Origin of the sequence: Streptomyces sp. cmx-4-9, from assembly GCF_046548835.1 — a bacterium.
Classification (GTDB): Bacteria; Actinomycetota; Actinomycetes; order Streptomycetales; family Streptomycetaceae; genus Streptomyces.
In genome coordinates this window covers 170,413-184,804 of sequence record NZ_JAEBEE010000001.1, presented here as the reverse complement: position 1 = coordinate 184,804, position 14,392 = coordinate 170,413, and the positions used below count along the sequence as shown (strand labels likewise).

The following is a 14,392-nucleotide window of genomic DNA, read 5'->3' as shown; positions in this document are numbered from 1 at the left end:
ACCCCCGGCCATCGGGTATTGTTTACGTCGTTGCCACGGAGCGCCGCCGCAAGGCGGAAAGACGGCAACATCTCTTGGCGGTGTGCCCGAGTGGCCAAAGGGAGCAGACTGTAAATCTGCCGGCTCAGCCTACCCAGGTTCGAACCCTGGCGCCGCCACGCGAGTGGAACCCCCGTTCATCTGCGGAAACGCAGCGAACGGGGGTTTTCTCGTTCCCGCACCGGACGGACGTGCCGGACGGACGCGCCGGACGGACGCGCCGGAGGGACGGGGCCCCGCGCACGCACCCGTTCGCGTTCCGGCGCTCGCCCGTTCGACGGCCGCGGCCGCGACGGCCGCATCGTCACCGGCCCCCGTTCGTTCACCCGGCGTGAAATGGACATCTGACACGCGGGGGAAGGTCGGGGGCGGAGTCCTGCTCGCCCTGCTCGGCGCCGGAATTCCGGCCCTGGTCGGGGCGGCGCTCCACCCCGAGGCGGGGGAGCCCCACCGGGAGACCCGGCTCTACTTCGGCACGGAACGGCAAGGCGGCGGAAGCGCCGTCGACAAGCACGAGTTCATGCGCTTCCTCGCCAAGGACATCACCCCCGCCTTCCCGGAAGGACTGACCGTCCACGACGGGTACGGCCAGTGGCGCGGCAAGGACGGGACGAGTGTCCGCGAGACCTCCTACGAGGTGGTGCTCCTCTACCCGGAGAAGGAGGCCGACGAGCGCAGCGCCCGCATCGAACGCATCCGGCAGACCTACGAAGACCGCTACCAGCAGGACTCCGTGGCCCGCTCCGACGACAAGGTGACCGCCGGCTTCTGACCCGCGGCCCGCCGGGCAGCCGGGCCGCCCGCCGCCGGGCAGCCGGGCCGCGCGCCGCCGGCGGCCGGGCCGCGCGCCGGCAGCCGGGCCACGCCCCGCCGGCCGGCCGTCAGTTGCCCGCCATGTCCTTCACGGCCACCGACACCGGAGTCGACCCGGACACCAGCTCCAGGGTCAGGCCCGCCGTCGCCGGCGTGTCGACCAGCTCCGCCAGCACCGCCGCCACATCGTCCAAGGGAACCGAACCGCGGCCCGTGTGCGCCTCCAGACGGACCAGGCCCTTGCCCGCGTCCTCCGTCAGCGCGCCCGGCCGCACCACCGTCCACTCCAGGCCCAGCCGGGTACGGACGTGGTCGTCCGCCTCCCCCTTGGCCCGCAGGTAGTGGTCGAAGACCTCGTCCCCCTGGTGCCGGGCGTCCGCGCCCATCGAAGACACCATCAGGAAACGCCGCACGCGCGCCCGTTCCGCGGCGTCGGAGAACAGCACCGCCGCCCCCCGGTCCACCGTGTCCTTGCGCTCCACCCCGCTGCCGGGCCCCGCACCGGCCGCGAAGACCGCCACGTCCGCCCCGTGAAGGATGCCCGCCACGTGCTCCACCGAGGCCGATTCGAGATCACACAGCACGGGCTCGGCGCCCGCCTCCCGGAGGTCGTCGCCCTGCTCCGGGTCACGGACGATGCCCGCGACCTCGTACCCGCGCGCGGCGAGCAGGCGCTCCAGCCGCAACGCGATCCGACCGTGTCCACCCGCGATGACGATGCGCATGAACCGACCGTACGACGAGCCGGGCGCCCCCGCCCGCGAACGGCCGGCGCCTTTCAGGGCCCCGCCTCCGTACGGCCCTGGCGGGGCAGGTCCAGAGCCACCGCCACCGCCGAGTCGCAGTACTCACGTACGGCACTCGTCCTGGCTACGACACGGCCCCGGTGGATCACGATCCGGCTGTACGCCAGGGACAGCACCCCCGCGATCCGGTCCCCGCGCACCGCGAGCAGCTCCGCCGGGAACCCGGCCTCCACCCGCACCTCCGGCAGACCCATCGCCTCACGGGCCGCCGCACTCACCGCGTCGTACGCCTCACCAGCCCGCAGACCGCCCTGGGAGGCCAGCAGGTACGCCGCCTCCAGCGGATCACCGCGGCCCACCGGGTTCCCGGCGTCCCGCAGAGCGCCGCTCCCGGCGCAGACCCGCACCCCCGCCGCCCGCAGCAGCCGTACGGGCGCCGTACGCAGACCGCGGCGCTCCAGGGCCGCACAGTCGCCCTGCGGCAGACAGGTCACCCCCACGCCCGCCGCGGCGAGCTGCTCGGCGGCGCGCGCCGCGACGTCCAGCGGCAGCCGGGACAGCCCCCCGCAGGGACCGATGGTCACCCCGGGCCGCAGCCCGCCCGCCATCGCCGCCAGACGCGACAACCGGCCCGGATCGTCCCCGTCCGTATGCAGATCCACAGGGCAGCCGTGCTCGGACGCGAGCTCCAGGACCGCCTCCAAGAAACCCGTCGGGTCCGGGTCCAGATCGGGGCAGCCGCCGATCACGGAGGCGCCCATCTTCATGGCGTCCCGCAGCATCGCCAGCCCGTCCGCACCGGCCGTCCCGGTCAGCAGCCGGGGGACGGCCACCGCCGTCAGGTCGGCCAGCCCGCGCAGCGAGCGACGGGCCTGCAGCACCGCCTCCAGGGGGCCGAGGCCGTGCACGTCCCCGATCCGCACGTGCGAACGCACGGCGGTGGCGCCGTGGCCCAGCTGGAGCAGAGCCGCCTCGGTGGCCCGGCGCTGGACCTCGTCCGCGGTGTACGAGACGGGCCCCTCCCCGTCGGCGGTCAGCGCCGTGTCCCCGTGGGCGTGGGGCTCGGCCGGGGCGGGCAGCAGCAGGTAACCGCCGAGGTCCACCCGGGACAGCGCGGGGGCGGCCAGGCTGCCCGCCGTACCGACGGCCTGGATCCGGCCGCCGCCGAGCCGCACGTCGACGGCCCGGCCGTCCGCCAGGCGCGCCCCGGCGAGCATCAGCGTGGCGGCCTCCGGGGCGAACCCGTGGCCGCCGCTCTCGCCGCGGCCGCTGCGCGGGGAGGGGGACGGCTGCTGCGGGTGGCTGTCGGACATCACGCGCTCCTGCGGTGGCTCGGGCGGTCCCGGGCCGGCCGAGGCCCGCGGCCCAAGATCACGCAGCGTGCTCAGAGCCTAGGGGGCGGCACACCCCGCTTCGCGGAAGAGCGCAATAGTCGTACCGGTGTGGTGCCCCTGCGCCCGACCGGTGAGCGCCCGGCGGGTGTGCGTCTGGCCGGTCTGCGCCTGGCCGGTGTGCGCCTGGCCGGTGTGAGCCCGGCGGGTCTAAGTCCGGCGGGTGTGCGCCCGGTCGTGTGAGCCCGCACACATTTCGCCGGCGAAGGGGCCCGGAAGGCGTCGGTCGGTTGATCCAGAAGGCACCGGGAACCACCTCGGAGCCCTGCCCCCGCAAAGGATTTGGGCGATCGGCGGGCAACCGTGTAATGTCTTCATCGCTCGCCCCAATAGCTCAGTCGGTAGAGCGTCTCCATGGTAAGGAGAAGGTCTGCGGTTCGATTCCGCATTGGGGCTCTGGTGAGAGAGGTTCCCCACCCTCGGGTGGGGAGTTGATCACATCAAAGCGGCGTAGCTCAGTCGGTAGAGCAAGCGGCTCATAATCGCTGTGTCACCGGTTCAAGTCCGGTCGCCGCTACACACAGTAGCCGATTGCGGGGTCGGTCTCCCGGTCGGCTACTCTTGTATGCGTTCATCCGTCCCATTTTCCGTCAAGGAGCACTCACGTGGCTGCCACCGACGTCCGCCCGAAGATCACGCTGGCCTGCGTGGAGTGCAAGGAGCGGAACTACATCACCAAGAAGAACCGGCGTAACGACCCGGACCGTCTTGAGATGAAGAAGCACTGCCCGCGCTGCAACTCGCACACCGCGCACCGCGAGACCCGCTGACCCTGGCGAAGTCCCGTATACAGGCTCCGTCATGAGGCCGTCCCCTTCAACGGGGGCGGCCTCGTGTCGTTTCCGCAGCCGGATGCGGGGCGATTGCGGCTGCGGCTGCGGAGGCTCTGCGGGCCGTAGGGCCGCACGCCGGGTATCCGCTATCCGGCAGTCCGGCTGTCCGGCTGTCCGGCTGTCCGGCAGTCCGGCTGTTCCAGATTTTGTGTCCTTTCATGTTCCTCATCAGGAGGTAGTGAGTCATGGCGCTCGATCAGTCCTTCGTGGGGCGGAGCTACCCGCCCACCGATCCGTACGAGGTCGGCCGGGAGAAGATCCGGGAATTCGCGGTAGCGGTGGGTGACGAAAATCCCGTCTACACCGATCCGGAAGCCGCCAAAGCCTTCGGCCACCTGGACGTGATCGCACCGCCGACTTTTGTGTTCGCCATCACGTTCGCGGCGGCCGGCCAGGTCGTCGCCGACCCGCAGTTGGGGCTGGATTACAGCCGCGTGGTGCACGGGGACCAGCGGTTCGCCTACTCCCGCCCGGTGCGCGCCGGTGACCGGCTCACGGTGGCCTCGACGATCGAGGCCGTGAAGTCGATGGCGGGCAACGACATCATCGACATCCGCGGTGAGGTCCACGACGAGACCGGTGAGCACGTGGTGACGGCGTGGACGAAGCTCGTCTCCCGCGGCCCCGAGGAGGCCTGACATGGCTGCGCAGATCAAGTACGCCGACGTAGAGGTCGGCACCGAGCTCCCGGCGGGCTCCTTCCCGGTGACGCGCGCCACGCTCGTCCAGTACGCGGGCGCCTCGGGCGACTTCAACCCGATCCACTGGAACGAGAAGTTCGCCAAAGAGGTGGGCCTGCCGGACGTCATCGCCCACGGCATGTTCACCATGGCCGAGGCGATCCGCGTGGTCACCGACTGGGTCGGCGACCCGGGCGCGGTGGTCGAGTACGGCGTCCGCTTCACCAAGCCGGTGGTGGTCCCGAACGACGACCGCGGCGGCCTGATCGAGGTCACGGCCAAGGTGGCGGCCAAGCTGGACGACAACCGCGTACGGGTCGACCTGACGGCCATGAGCGCGGGCCAGAAGGTACTGGGCATGTCCCGGGCGGTCGTCGAACTGAGCTGAGACCGGCGGGGGCGGCTTGGCCGGGCGGGGGCTTCGGGGGGCTCTGCGGTGCCTGGGCGGTATCAGGGTGGTGTGGGGGTTTCCCGTCAGTCCCAGGGTCCTTCCGGGTCGGGCCGTCCCCTCAAGGGCGCTCCTTCGTCGCGTCGCTACGCGATGGCCTGCGGCCACCCTTGACCGGCCGTCCCGCCCCGGAAAGACAAGGACTGTCGGGAACCCCCCAAAAGGACGCTCACCGGGGACCGGTCAACATTCGGGCCGGCCAGCGATGGGCGGCCGAGTCGGGGGCCGCATCAGACCATGACCCCTACGGCTCGGCATAGCGGCCGCCGCCCGTCTGTGGCCGTACATAGGCCGCAGACTCTCCGCTGCCCCCTGCCACTCGGCTCGGCGACTGCCACCCGCCTGTGGCCGTACATAGGCCGCCCACTGTCCGGTGCCCTCCGTCGCCCGGCTTGGCGACTGCCGGTCGCCTGGGGTTGGGCATAGACCGCCCACCGTCCACTGCCCTCCGGCGCCCGGCTTGGCGACTGCCGGTCGCCTGGGGTTGGGCATAAACCGCAGACTCCCCGCTGCCCCCTACCACTCGGCTTGGCGGCAGCCGGTCGCCGGTGGCTGGGCATAGGCCGCCCACTGTCCACTGCCCTCCGGCGCCCGGCTTGGCGGCCGCCGGTCGCCTGCGGCTGGACATAGGCCGCAGAGTCTCCGCTGCCCTCTGCTGCTCGGTTTGGCGGCTGCCATCCGCCTGTGGCTGGACATGAGCCGCCGTAGGCGGGGTGTGCTCCCCGCCGCAGGCGTCTGCGAGCCGTCCGGGGGTGGGCACAGGCCGCTCGCGACCCAGGGGAGCCACCTCCGCTCATTTATCCCTTTTGGGTGCCGGTCTGGGCGTGGATGGTGTCTTGCCGGAGTGTGACAGCGAGCGAAGTGGCCTCTGACTCCGTCAGAGCACCTTCGACCCCCGATGCGGCCCTTCGGGCGCCTAATCGAGCCCCAAGGCCCCCTCCCGCAACGGCCGATGGCCGTTCACGGCCCCTACGGCCGCCGGAAGGCGGCTTGTTCACCTTCCACATCGATCCGCTCGCCGCCCGAACGCCGCCCGATCGCCGCAACCACCCCCCCAGGGCTTGCGGCCTCTGTCCAACCCCAGATGACCGGCGGCCGCCAAGCCAGGAGACGGAGGGCACCGGAGAGCCTGCGGCCTCTGCCCAGCCTGAGGCGACCGGCGACCGGTGACCGGCGACCGGCGGCCGCCAAGCCGGGCGCCGGAGGGCAGTGGACCATGGGCGGCCTATGCCCAACCCCAGACAACCGGCAGTCGCCAAACCGGGAGCCGGAGGGCACCGGACCGTGGGCGCCTATGCCCAGCCACAGATGACCGGCGGCCGCCAAGCCGGGCGCCGGAGGGCACCGGACCGTGGGCGGCCTATGTACGGCCACAGGCGGGTGGCAGTCGCCAAGCCGAGTGGCAGGGGGCACCGGGGAGTCTGCGGCTTATGTACGGCCACGGGCGGGGTGCAGACGCTATGCCGAGTGGCAGGGGGCATGGTCTGATGCGTCCCCCGACCTCCCGCCCATCGCTGGCCGCCCTGTCCCTGGAGTGGTCCCCGGTGAGCGTCCTTTTGGGGGGTTCCCGACAGTCCTTGTCTTTCCGGGGCGGGACGGCCGGTCAAGGGTGGCCGCAGGCCATCGCGTAGCGACGCGACGAAGGAGCGCCCTTGAGGGGACGGCCCGACCCGGAAGGACCCTGGGACTGACGGGAAACCCCCACACCACCCTGACACCGCCCAGGCGGCACAGAGCCCCCCCGAAGCCCCCGCCCCGCCCCACCGACACCGCCCCACCGCCACAAAGCCCCCGAAGCCCCCGCCCGCCCCTTCAGCGCCCCCGCCCCTCCAACGCCCCGCCCCTCCAGCGCCCCGCCCCTTCAGCGCCCCGCCCCGCGGGCGCCCCGCCCCGCGGGCGCCCCGGCCCCCGCCCTGCCTCGCCCCTACCCCCTTGACCAAGTTAGTGATTGAGCACTAACTTAGTCCCATGGTCAGGATGAGCGCAGATGAGCGGCGTGAGAGCGTCATTCGGGCGGCGATGCAGGAGTTTGCTCGCGGGGGTTATTACGGGACCTCCACCGAGGCGATCGCCAAGCGGGTGGGGGTCTCGCAGCCTTATCTGTTCCGGCTCTTCCCCAACAAGCAGGCGATCTTCCTCGCCGCCGTCGTCCGGTGCATGGAAGACATCCGGCTCGTGTTCCAGGACGCCGCGAAGGCCTCGCAGGGGGAGGACCCCTTCAAGGTCATGGGCGAGGCGTACATCCAGCTGATCGCCGACCACCCCGACAAGCTGCAGATGCAGCTGCAGACCTACGTGACCGTGGCCGCTGCCGAAGCGGCCGGGGAGCCGGAGTTCGGCGAGCTGGTCCGGGCCGCCTGGATGGAGCTCTGGGACACCGTCCTCGTCCCCCTCGCGGGAGACGTGGACGCCACGACGACCTTCATGGCGTACGGAATGCTGATCAACACCCTCGCCGCCATGGGCTTTCCGCCCGACCACCGGGTCTGGCAAGGCTGTTTCACGGTGATCGAACCCCGGCCCGGTGATCAGGGCTCCGCTGGAGTCCGTACCCGCCCTTCCCTTCCCGCCTCCACGGCGTTCTCCACCGGCAGCCCTCCCTCCACCTCCAGCTCCACCTCCGCATCCACATCCCCATCCACCCCCACCACCACCTCCGCCCCAGGCGCGGACGACGGGCGCGGGTGATCCGTCGGCCGGGGGTTGCCGGAGGTTGCCGAGTGTTGCCGAGTGTTGCCGGAGATTGCCGGGGTGTTGGGTGCTTGGCGGGTTTTGCTGTCCATCCAAGTTAGTCATCAATAACTAACCATCTGTAGGGGGAGTCATGACCACCCACGCCCGAGACATGGACACCAGGCTTCGCGGGCCCGCGGTGTGGGCGCTCGTGCTCACCGGCGTGGCCAGTTTCATGGCCGCGCTCGACAACCTCGTCGTCACCACCGCCCTGCCCGCCATTCGCGAGGACCTCGGCGGCAAGCTGGAGGACCTGGAGTGGACGGTGAACGCCTACACGCTCACCTTCGCCGTCCTCCTCATGTTCGGCGCCGCACTCGGTGACCGCTTCGCGCGGCGGCGGCTGTTCATAGCCGGGCTCGCCGTGTTCACGGGGGCCTCCGCCGCAGCAGCGCTCTCGCCCGGCATCGATGCGCTCATCGCCGCCCGCGCCGTGCAGGGCGTCGGCGCCGCGGTGATGATGCCGCTCACCCTCACCCTGCTGACCGCCGCCGTCCCGGCGGCCCGGCGCGGGATGGCCCTCGGCATCTACGGGGCCGTCACCGGTCTCGCCGTCGCCAGCGGTCCGCTGATCGGCGGCAGCCTCACCGAGCACATCTCCTGGCAGTGGATCTTCTGGCTCAACGTGCCGATAGGCCTCGCGCTGATCCCTTTGGCCCGCCTGCGCCTCGCCGAGTCCACCGTCCCCGGTGCGCGGCTGGACATCCCTGGCACCCTGCTGATCAGCGGAGGCCTCTTCGGGATCGTCTACGCCCTGGTCAACGCCAACGCCGAGGGTTGGACCAGTGCTCCCGTACTGACCGGGCTGATCGCCGGCAGCGTCCTGGTCGCCGGGTTCGTGCGGCACGGCTTCACCCATCCCCATCCCATGCTCCCGATGCGGCTCTTCCGTGACCGGGGCTTCCTCGGCATCAACCTGGCGAGCCTGCTGATGTTCCTCGGGATGTTCGGCTCGATCTTCCTGCTCAGCCAGTTCCTCCAGGGAGTCGCCGGCTACTCGCCCACCGAGGCCGGGCTGCGGATGCTGCCCTGGACGGGCATGCCGATGATCGTCGCCCCGATCGCCGGGATCCTCTCCGACCGGATCGGCGGCCGCCCCGTCGTCGCCGCCGGGCTCGCCCTGCAGGCGCTGGGCCTCGGCTGGTTCGCCGTGATCCTGAGCGCGGACGTCTCGTACGCCGCCCAGTTGGCGCCGCTGGTCATCAGTGGCGTCGGCATGGGCCTGTACTTCGCCCCGGCCTCCAATGCCCTGATGTCCACGGTCGCCCCCGCCGACCAGGGCAAGGCCTCCGGGACGAACAACGCCATGCGGGAGGTCGGCGGAGCCCTCGGTGTCGCCGTCCTGGCCTCCGTCTTCTCCGCCCAGGGTGGCTACGAGTCCCCGCAGGCCTTCACCAACGGCACCGTCCCCGCCCTGTGGATCGGCGCGGTCGCCGTCGCCGTGGCCGCCGGGCTCGCCCTGCTGCTGCCCCGCAAGGGCACGGCGGCGCCGGCCGCTCCCGCCGGCACGGCACCCGTACCGGCGCGCAAGGTCCCCGCCACCCGCTGACCCGCTGACCCGCTGACCCGCTGACCTGTAGGCCGAGAGGCCCAGAGGCCCCCAGAGGCCCGCGGACCGTCCAGTCCAGTCCGGCCCGGCCCGGCGCGGCCCAGCCCAGTCCAGTCCGGTCCAGTCCAGTCCAGTCCGGCCCAGTCCAGCAAGGAGTTCGCCATGCCCGACATCCCCTGGTTCACGCCCACGCCGGCCGCTCCCGGCGCCGAGGTCTACGTCATGGCCTCCCGCTTCGAGACGGCCACCCTCGCCGGAGCGGTCAGGTTCTTCCTCAAGGCCCCGGGCATCGTCCTCCAGATCCGCAGGGCGCCCGGCGCCCACGGCGTCGCGCTGCGCGCCCGCGTGCTGGGCCGGACCTTCCTCACCCTTTCGGCCTGGGAGGACCGCGACGCGCTGTACCGCTTCGCCCGCAGCGAGCCGCACCGGTCCGGTTCCCGCGCGGCGGCCGCGTACATGAAGGAGTCGGCCTTCACCTTCTGGACCGTGCCGGCCGCCGGACTCCCGGTCCGCTGGGACGAGGCGGAGCGCCGGCTGGCCGAACAGGGGGCCGCGTCCTGAGCCGCGGCCCGTGCCCCGCAGGGATGCGCGGGGTACGGACCGTACTCTTGTCCACGTGCAGGAACTCCATGACGCCCCCCTCGCCCCGCTGACCACCTTCCGCCTCGGCGGACCCGCCGCCCGCCTGGTGACGGCGACCACCGACGCCGAAGTGGTCGCCGCCGTCCGCGCCGCGGACGACAGCGGCACCCCGCTCCTGGTCATCGGCGGGGGCAGCAACCTGGTGATCGGCGACGGGGGTTTCGAGGGGACTGCCCTGCGCATCGCGACCACCGGCTTCACCCTCGACGGCACCCGGCTGGAACTCGCCGCCGGCGAGAACTGGAGCGACGCGGTCGCCCGCACCGTCGAGGCGGGCCTGGCGGGCATCGAATGCCTCGCCGGTATCCCCGGCTCGGCCGGTGCGACCCCGATCCAGAACGTCGGGGCGTACGGCCAGGAGGTGTGCGACACGATCACCGAGGTCGTCGCCTACGACCGCACCACCGGCGAGACGGTCACCCTGAGCGCCGCCGAGTGCGCCTTCCGGTACCGCAACAGCACCTTCAAGGACCAGCCCGGACGGTACGTCGTCCTGCGCGTGCGCTTCGCCCTGGAGGACGCGGACGGCCTCTCCGTGCCGATCAAGTACCCGGAGACCGCCCGCGTCCTCGGTGTCACCGCCGGTGACCGGGTCCCCGCCGCCGTGGCCCGCGAGACCGTGCTGCGGCTGCGCGCGGGCAAGGGCATGGTGCTCGACCCGGCGGACCACGACACCTGGTCCGCGGGCTCCTTCTTCCACAACCCGATCCTGACGGACGAGGCCTACGCCGCCTTCCTGGTCCGGGCCCGCGAGCGCCTCGGCACGGAGGCCGCCCCGCCGGCCTACCCCGCGGGCGAGGGCCGGACGAAGACCAGCGCGGCCTGGCTGATCGACAAGGCCGGTTTCACCAAGGGCTACGGGACGGGCCCGGCGCGCATCTCCACCAAGCACACCCTCGCCCTGACCAACCGGGGCGGGGCCACCACCGAGGACCTCCTCGCCCTGGCCCGCGAGGTCGTCGCGGGTGTCCACGCGGCCTTCGGCGTCACCCTGGTCAACGAGCCGGTGACGGTCGGCGTCAGCATCTGAGGAGCTCCGGCCGCCCATGCTCTGTCCCCTCCACGGGGCCGGTACGGACCCCACCCGCCTCGTGGGGCGCACGCTCAGCAGAGTCGTCGCGTCCTGGCACGTCAGCGAGGGGGAGCGGTCCGAGGCTCCGCTCGACGTCTGGCTGATCGACAGCGTCGGCGACTGCATCCGGATCACCACCGGGTCCGACCAGTGCCTCATCGTGGAGTCCGCGGCGCCGCACGGGCCGTACGACCTGGGGGAGTGGGGCCGCATCGAGGTCGGTGAGGACCTCGGCGACCATCCCTTCCTGCGGCACCTCGGGGAGCCGGTGGCCTCGGTGGCCGAGTACGCGGTGCCCGAGCAGGGGCGCACCCACCTGGAGATCGGCTTCCCCGGCGGGGGCCGGGTGCGGGCCGACTGCTACGAGGGGGACCTGCGGCTCACCCGCTGAGCCAGTGGTCGATCCCGGCCAGCAGCTTGGCCTGGACGTCCTCGGGTGCGGCGGAACCGCGTACCGACTGGCGGGCGAGTTCGGCGAGTTCGGCGTCCGTGAAGCCGTGGTAGGTGCGGGCGAACTCGTACTGGGCTGCCAGCCGGGAGCCGAACAGCAGCGGGTCGTCGGCGCCCAGCGCCATCGGCACCCCCGCCTCGAAGAGGGTGCGCAGCGGCACGTCCTCGGGCCGTTCGTAGACGCCGAGGGCCACGTTGGAGGCGGGGCAGACCTCGCAGGTGATCTGCCGGTCGGCGAGCCGTTTGAGGAGCCGGGGGTCCTCGGCGGCGCGTACGCCGTGCCCGATGCGGGCGGCGTGCAGGTCGTCGAGGCAGTCGCGGACGGAGGCCGGGCCGGTGAGCTCGCCGCCGTGCGGCGCCGCGAGGAGGCCGCCCTCGCGGGCGATGGCGAAGGCCCGGTCGAAGTCGCGGGCCATGCCGCGGCGCTCGTCGTTGGAGAGTCCGAAGCCGACGATGCCGCGGTCGGCGTAGCGGACCGCGAGGCGGGCGAGGGTGCGGGCGTCCAGGGGGTGCTTCATGCGGTTCGCGGCGATGAGGACCCGGATTCCGAGGCCGGTCTCCCGGGAGGCGGCGTCCACGGCGTCCAGGATGATCTCGACGGCGGGGATCATGCCGCCGAGCAGGGGGGCGTAGGAGGTGGGGTCCACCTGGATCTCCAGCCAGCCGCTGCCGTCCCGTACGTCCTCCTCCGCGGCTTCGCGGACGAGCCGGCGGATGTCGTCGGGTTCGCGCAGGCAGGAGCGGGCGGCGTCGTAGAGCCGCTGGAAGCGGAACCAGCCGCGTTCGTCGGTGGCCCGCAGCTTGGGGGGTTCACCGGCGGTCAGCGCGTCGGGCAGCCGCACGCCGTACTTGTCGGCGAGCTCCAGCAGGGTCGACGGTCGCATCGACCCGGTGAAGTGCAGGTGGAGGTGGGCTTTCGGCAGAAGCGTGAGATCGCGTACGTGCTCCATCCGGTGATCCTGCCGTACGGATGCTCCGAGCGGGAGGTCGTTTTGCCGATCGGGGGCTTGCTCGCACGGGTGATCGGGTCGGTTCCGGTCGGCCGGGGTGCCGGGGGAACGGCCGAGCGGGGTGCCGGGGGCCGTCAGGCCTTGGCCTCCGCCAGCAGCTTCTGCACGCGGGACACGCCCTCGACCAGGTCCTCGTCGCCCAGGGCGTAGGACAGGCGCAGGTAGCCGGGGGTGCCGAAGGCCTCGCCCGGGACGACGGCGACCTCGGCCTCGTCGAGGATCAGCGCGGCCAGCTCGACGGAGGTCTGCGGGCGCTTGCCGCGGATCTCCTTGCCGAGGAGGGCCTTCACCGAGGGGTAGGCGTAGAAGGCGCCCTCGGGGACGGGGCAGACCACGCCGTCGATCTCGTTGAGCATCTTCACCATGGTCTGGCGGCGGCGGTCGAAGGCCTTGCGCATCTCGGCGACGGCGTCCAGGTTGCCCGAGACGGCTGCCAGCGCGGCGATCTGCGCGACGTTGGAGACGTTGGAGGTGGCGTGGGACTGCAGGTTGGTCGCCGCCTTGATCACGTCCTGCGGGGCGATGACCCAGCCCACGCGCCAGCCCGTCATCGCGTACGTCTTGGCGACGCCGTTGACGATGATGCACTTGTCGCGCAGGGCGGGGACCAGGACCGGCAGCGAGGTGAAGGTCGCGTCGCCGTAGACCAGGTGCTCGTAGATCTCGTCGGTCAGGACCCACAGGCCGTGCTCGGCGGCCCACTCGCCGATCGCGCGGGCGTCGGCCTCGCTGTAGACGGCGCCCGTCGGGTTGGACGGGGAGACGAAGAGGACGACCTTGGTGCGCTCGGTGCGGGCGGCTTCGAGCTGCTCGACGGAGACCCGGTAGCCGGTGGTCTCGTCGGCGACGACCTCGACCGGGACACCGCCGGCGAGCCGGATCGACTCCGGGTACGTGGTCCAGTACGGGGCCGGGACGATGACCTCGTCGCCCGGGTCGAGGACGGCGGCGAAGGCCTCGTAGATCGCCTGCTTGCCACCGTTGGTCACCAGGACCTGGGACGCCTCGACCTCGTAACCCGAGTCGCGCAGCGTCTTCGCGGCGATCGCGGCCTTCAGCTCCGGGAGGCCGCCGGCCGGGGTGTAGCGGTGGAACTTCGGGTTGCGGCAGGCCTCGACCGCAGCCTCCACGATGTAGTCGGGAGTCGGGAAGTCGGGTTCGCCCGCGCCGAAGCCGATCACCGGGCGACCGGCGGCCTTGAGTGCCTTGGCCTTGGCGTCGACGGCGAGGGTGGCGGACTCGGAGATGGCGCCGATACGGGCGGATACCCGGCGCTCGGTGGAAGGCGTTTCAGAGGTCATGCGGCCAATCGTCCCAGACGGCAAAGACGGGCCGCACGCCGTTTCAGGTACCGGACGGGAGGCCGGGCGGAGCGGGCCGGGCCGGGTTCTGTTCGACGTCAGGGCCCGGTTCACGTACACTCACCTGTCGTTGGACCTCGCCAGCCGCTCCAGAGCGTGAGCACTCCGTGCACTCGCCCGGATGCGGTAGGTTGGGGGACGCAAAGGGTCGTAGCTCAATTGGTAGAGCACTGGTCTCCAAAACCAGCGGTTGGGGGTTCGAGTCCCTCCGGCCCTGCTCCACACTCCTTCTCGGATGTGTGTGCGCAGGTACGTACTTCGATGCAACGCCGTGCGGCGCAACCGGGCGCGGTACGGCCACGACCCGGATTCAGGTGAGAGACGTGACGGACGCCCTGGGCTCCATCGACATGCCTGACGCCGAGGACGACACTCGCGAGAAGAAGGCCCGCAAGGGCGGCAAGCGCGGCAAGAAGGGTCCTCTGGGCCGGCTCGCGCTGTTCTACCGCCAGATCGTCGCGGAACTCCGCAAGGTTGTATGGCCCACTCGCAACCAGCTCACGACGTACACCACCGTGGTGATTGTCTTCGTGGTCATCATGATCGGTCTGGTGACCGTGATTGACTATGGGTTCCAGGAAGCCATCAAGTTCGTCTTCGGCTGATCCCCGCGGAGGGCGGCGCC

The 14,392-nt window shown here is 71.8% G+C and carries 13 protein-coding genes, 4 tRNA genes and 1 pseudogene; 14 read left to right on the top strand and 4 right to left on the bottom strand.

Annotated features, from left to right (window positions below):
* Window positions 1-76: 76 nt before the first annotated feature.
* Both ACLJTM_RS00910 and ACLJTM_RS00905 read left to right on the top strand, forming a co-directional pair.
* A tRNA-Tyr gene (locus ACLJTM_RS00910) sits at window positions 77-158 on the top strand.
* A 212-nt stretch (window positions 159-370) separates the two neighbouring features.
* Entirely contained in the window at window positions 371-811 is a 441-nt protein-coding gene (locus ACLJTM_RS00905) for a DUF3574 domain-containing protein (protein ID WP_411101386.1), read from the top strand.
* Window positions 812-920: 109 nt separating this feature from the next.
* On the opposite strand, the gene ACLJTM_RS00900 is transcribed toward ACLJTM_RS00905, so the two are convergent.
* Both ACLJTM_RS00900 and ACLJTM_RS00895 read right to left on the bottom strand, forming a co-directional pair.
* Window positions 921-1,577 (bottom strand): SDR family oxidoreductase, encoded by a 657-nt coding sequence (locus tag ACLJTM_RS00900; RefSeq protein WP_411101385.1) that lies wholly within the window; start codon window positions 1,575-1,577, stop codon window positions 921-923.
* A 53-nt stretch (window positions 1,578-1,630) separates the two neighbouring features.
* Window positions 1,631-2,911, bottom strand: a complete 1,281-nt coding sequence (locus ACLJTM_RS00895) for an amidohydrolase family protein (protein ID WP_411101384.1) — start codon at window positions 2,909-2,911, stop codon at window positions 1,631-1,633.
* 401 nt (window positions 2,912-3,312) lie between these two features.
* Between ACLJTM_RS00895 and ACLJTM_RS00890 the strand changes: the two genes are divergently transcribed.
* From ACLJTM_RS00890 to ACLJTM_RS00845, 10 genes and pseudogenes are all read left to right on the top strand, one after another.
* Window positions 3,313-3,385: transfer RNA gene (locus tag ACLJTM_RS00890), tRNA-Thr, on the top strand.
* 48 nt (window positions 3,386-3,433) lie between these two features.
* A tRNA-Met gene (locus tag ACLJTM_RS00885) sits at window positions 3,434-3,506 on the top strand.
* A gap of 88 nt (window positions 3,507-3,594) precedes the next feature.
* Complete coding sequence (gene rpmG / locus ACLJTM_RS00880; protein WP_006604855.1) at window positions 3,595-3,759, top strand: 50S ribosomal protein L33; 165 nt, start codon at window positions 3,595-3,597, stop codon at window positions 3,757-3,759.
* 248 nt (window positions 3,760-4,007) lie between these two features.
* Entirely contained in the window at window positions 4,008-4,460 is a 453-nt protein-coding gene (locus ACLJTM_RS00875; protein ID WP_411101383.1) for a MaoC family dehydratase N-terminal domain-containing protein, read from the top strand.
* Between the two features lies 1 nt (window position 4,461).
* On the top strand, window positions 4,462-4,890 hold the full coding sequence (locus ACLJTM_RS00870) for a MaoC family dehydratase (RefSeq protein ID WP_411101382.1): 429 nt from the start codon (window positions 4,462-4,464) through the stop codon (window positions 4,888-4,890).
* Between the two features lie 2,028 nt (window positions 4,891-6,918).
* A pseudogene (locus tag ACLJTM_RS00865) lies at window positions 6,919-7,452 on the top strand (TetR/AcrR family transcriptional regulator); the annotation flags it as partial.
* Between the two features lie 343 nt (window positions 7,453-7,795).
* Complete coding sequence (locus ACLJTM_RS00860) at window positions 7,796-9,232, top strand: DHA2 family efflux MFS transporter permease subunit (protein WP_411101381.1); 1,437 nt, start codon at window positions 7,796-7,798, stop codon at window positions 9,230-9,232.
* Between the two features lie 162 nt (window positions 9,233-9,394).
* Window positions 9,395-9,793: a DUF3291 domain-containing protein gene (locus ACLJTM_RS00855; protein WP_411101380.1), complete on the top strand. Its 399-nt coding sequence runs from the start codon at window positions 9,395-9,397 to the stop codon at window positions 9,791-9,793.
* A gap of 55 nt (window positions 9,794-9,848) precedes the next feature.
* Window positions 9,849-10,904, top strand: coding sequence for a UDP-N-acetylmuramate dehydrogenase (locus tag ACLJTM_RS00850; RefSeq protein ID WP_411101379.1), 1,056 nt, complete (start codon window positions 9,849-9,851; stop codon window positions 10,902-10,904).
* 16 nt (window positions 10,905-10,920) lie between these two features.
* The gene (locus ACLJTM_RS00845; protein ID WP_411101378.1) at window positions 10,921-11,337 is read left to right on the top strand and encodes a hypothetical protein; all 417 of its coding nucleotides are present in this window, start codon (window positions 10,921-10,923) and stop codon (window positions 11,335-11,337) included.
* On the opposite strand, the gene ACLJTM_RS00840 is transcribed toward ACLJTM_RS00845, so the two are convergent.
* Together ACLJTM_RS00840 and ACLJTM_RS00835 are read right to left on the bottom strand one after the other, a co-directional pair.
* Window positions 11,327-12,346: an adenosine deaminase gene (locus ACLJTM_RS00840; RefSeq protein ID WP_411101377.1), complete on the bottom strand. Its 1,020-nt coding sequence runs from the start codon at window positions 12,344-12,346 to the stop codon at window positions 11,327-11,329. The genes ACLJTM_RS00845 and ACLJTM_RS00840 overlap by 11 nt on opposite strands.
* A 134-nt stretch (window positions 12,347-12,480) precedes the next feature.
* Window positions 12,481-13,707 carry a pyridoxal phosphate-dependent aminotransferase gene (locus ACLJTM_RS00835; protein ID WP_411101376.1) on the bottom strand — a complete coding sequence of 409 codons (1,227 nt, stop codon included), beginning with the start codon at window positions 13,705-13,707 and terminating at the stop codon, window positions 12,481-12,483.
* Between the two features lie 204 nt (window positions 13,708-13,911).
* Here ACLJTM_RS00835 and ACLJTM_RS00830 point away from each other — a divergent pair.
* A tRNA-Trp gene (locus ACLJTM_RS00830) sits at window positions 13,912-13,984 on the top strand.
* A 106-nt stretch (window positions 13,985-14,090) separates the two neighbouring features.
* Complete coding sequence (gene secE, locus ACLJTM_RS00825; RefSeq protein WP_030298162.1) at window positions 14,091-14,372, top strand: preprotein translocase subunit SecE; 282 nt, start codon at window positions 14,091-14,093, stop codon at window positions 14,370-14,372.
* The last annotated feature ends 20 nt before the right edge of the window (window positions 14,373-14,392 follow it).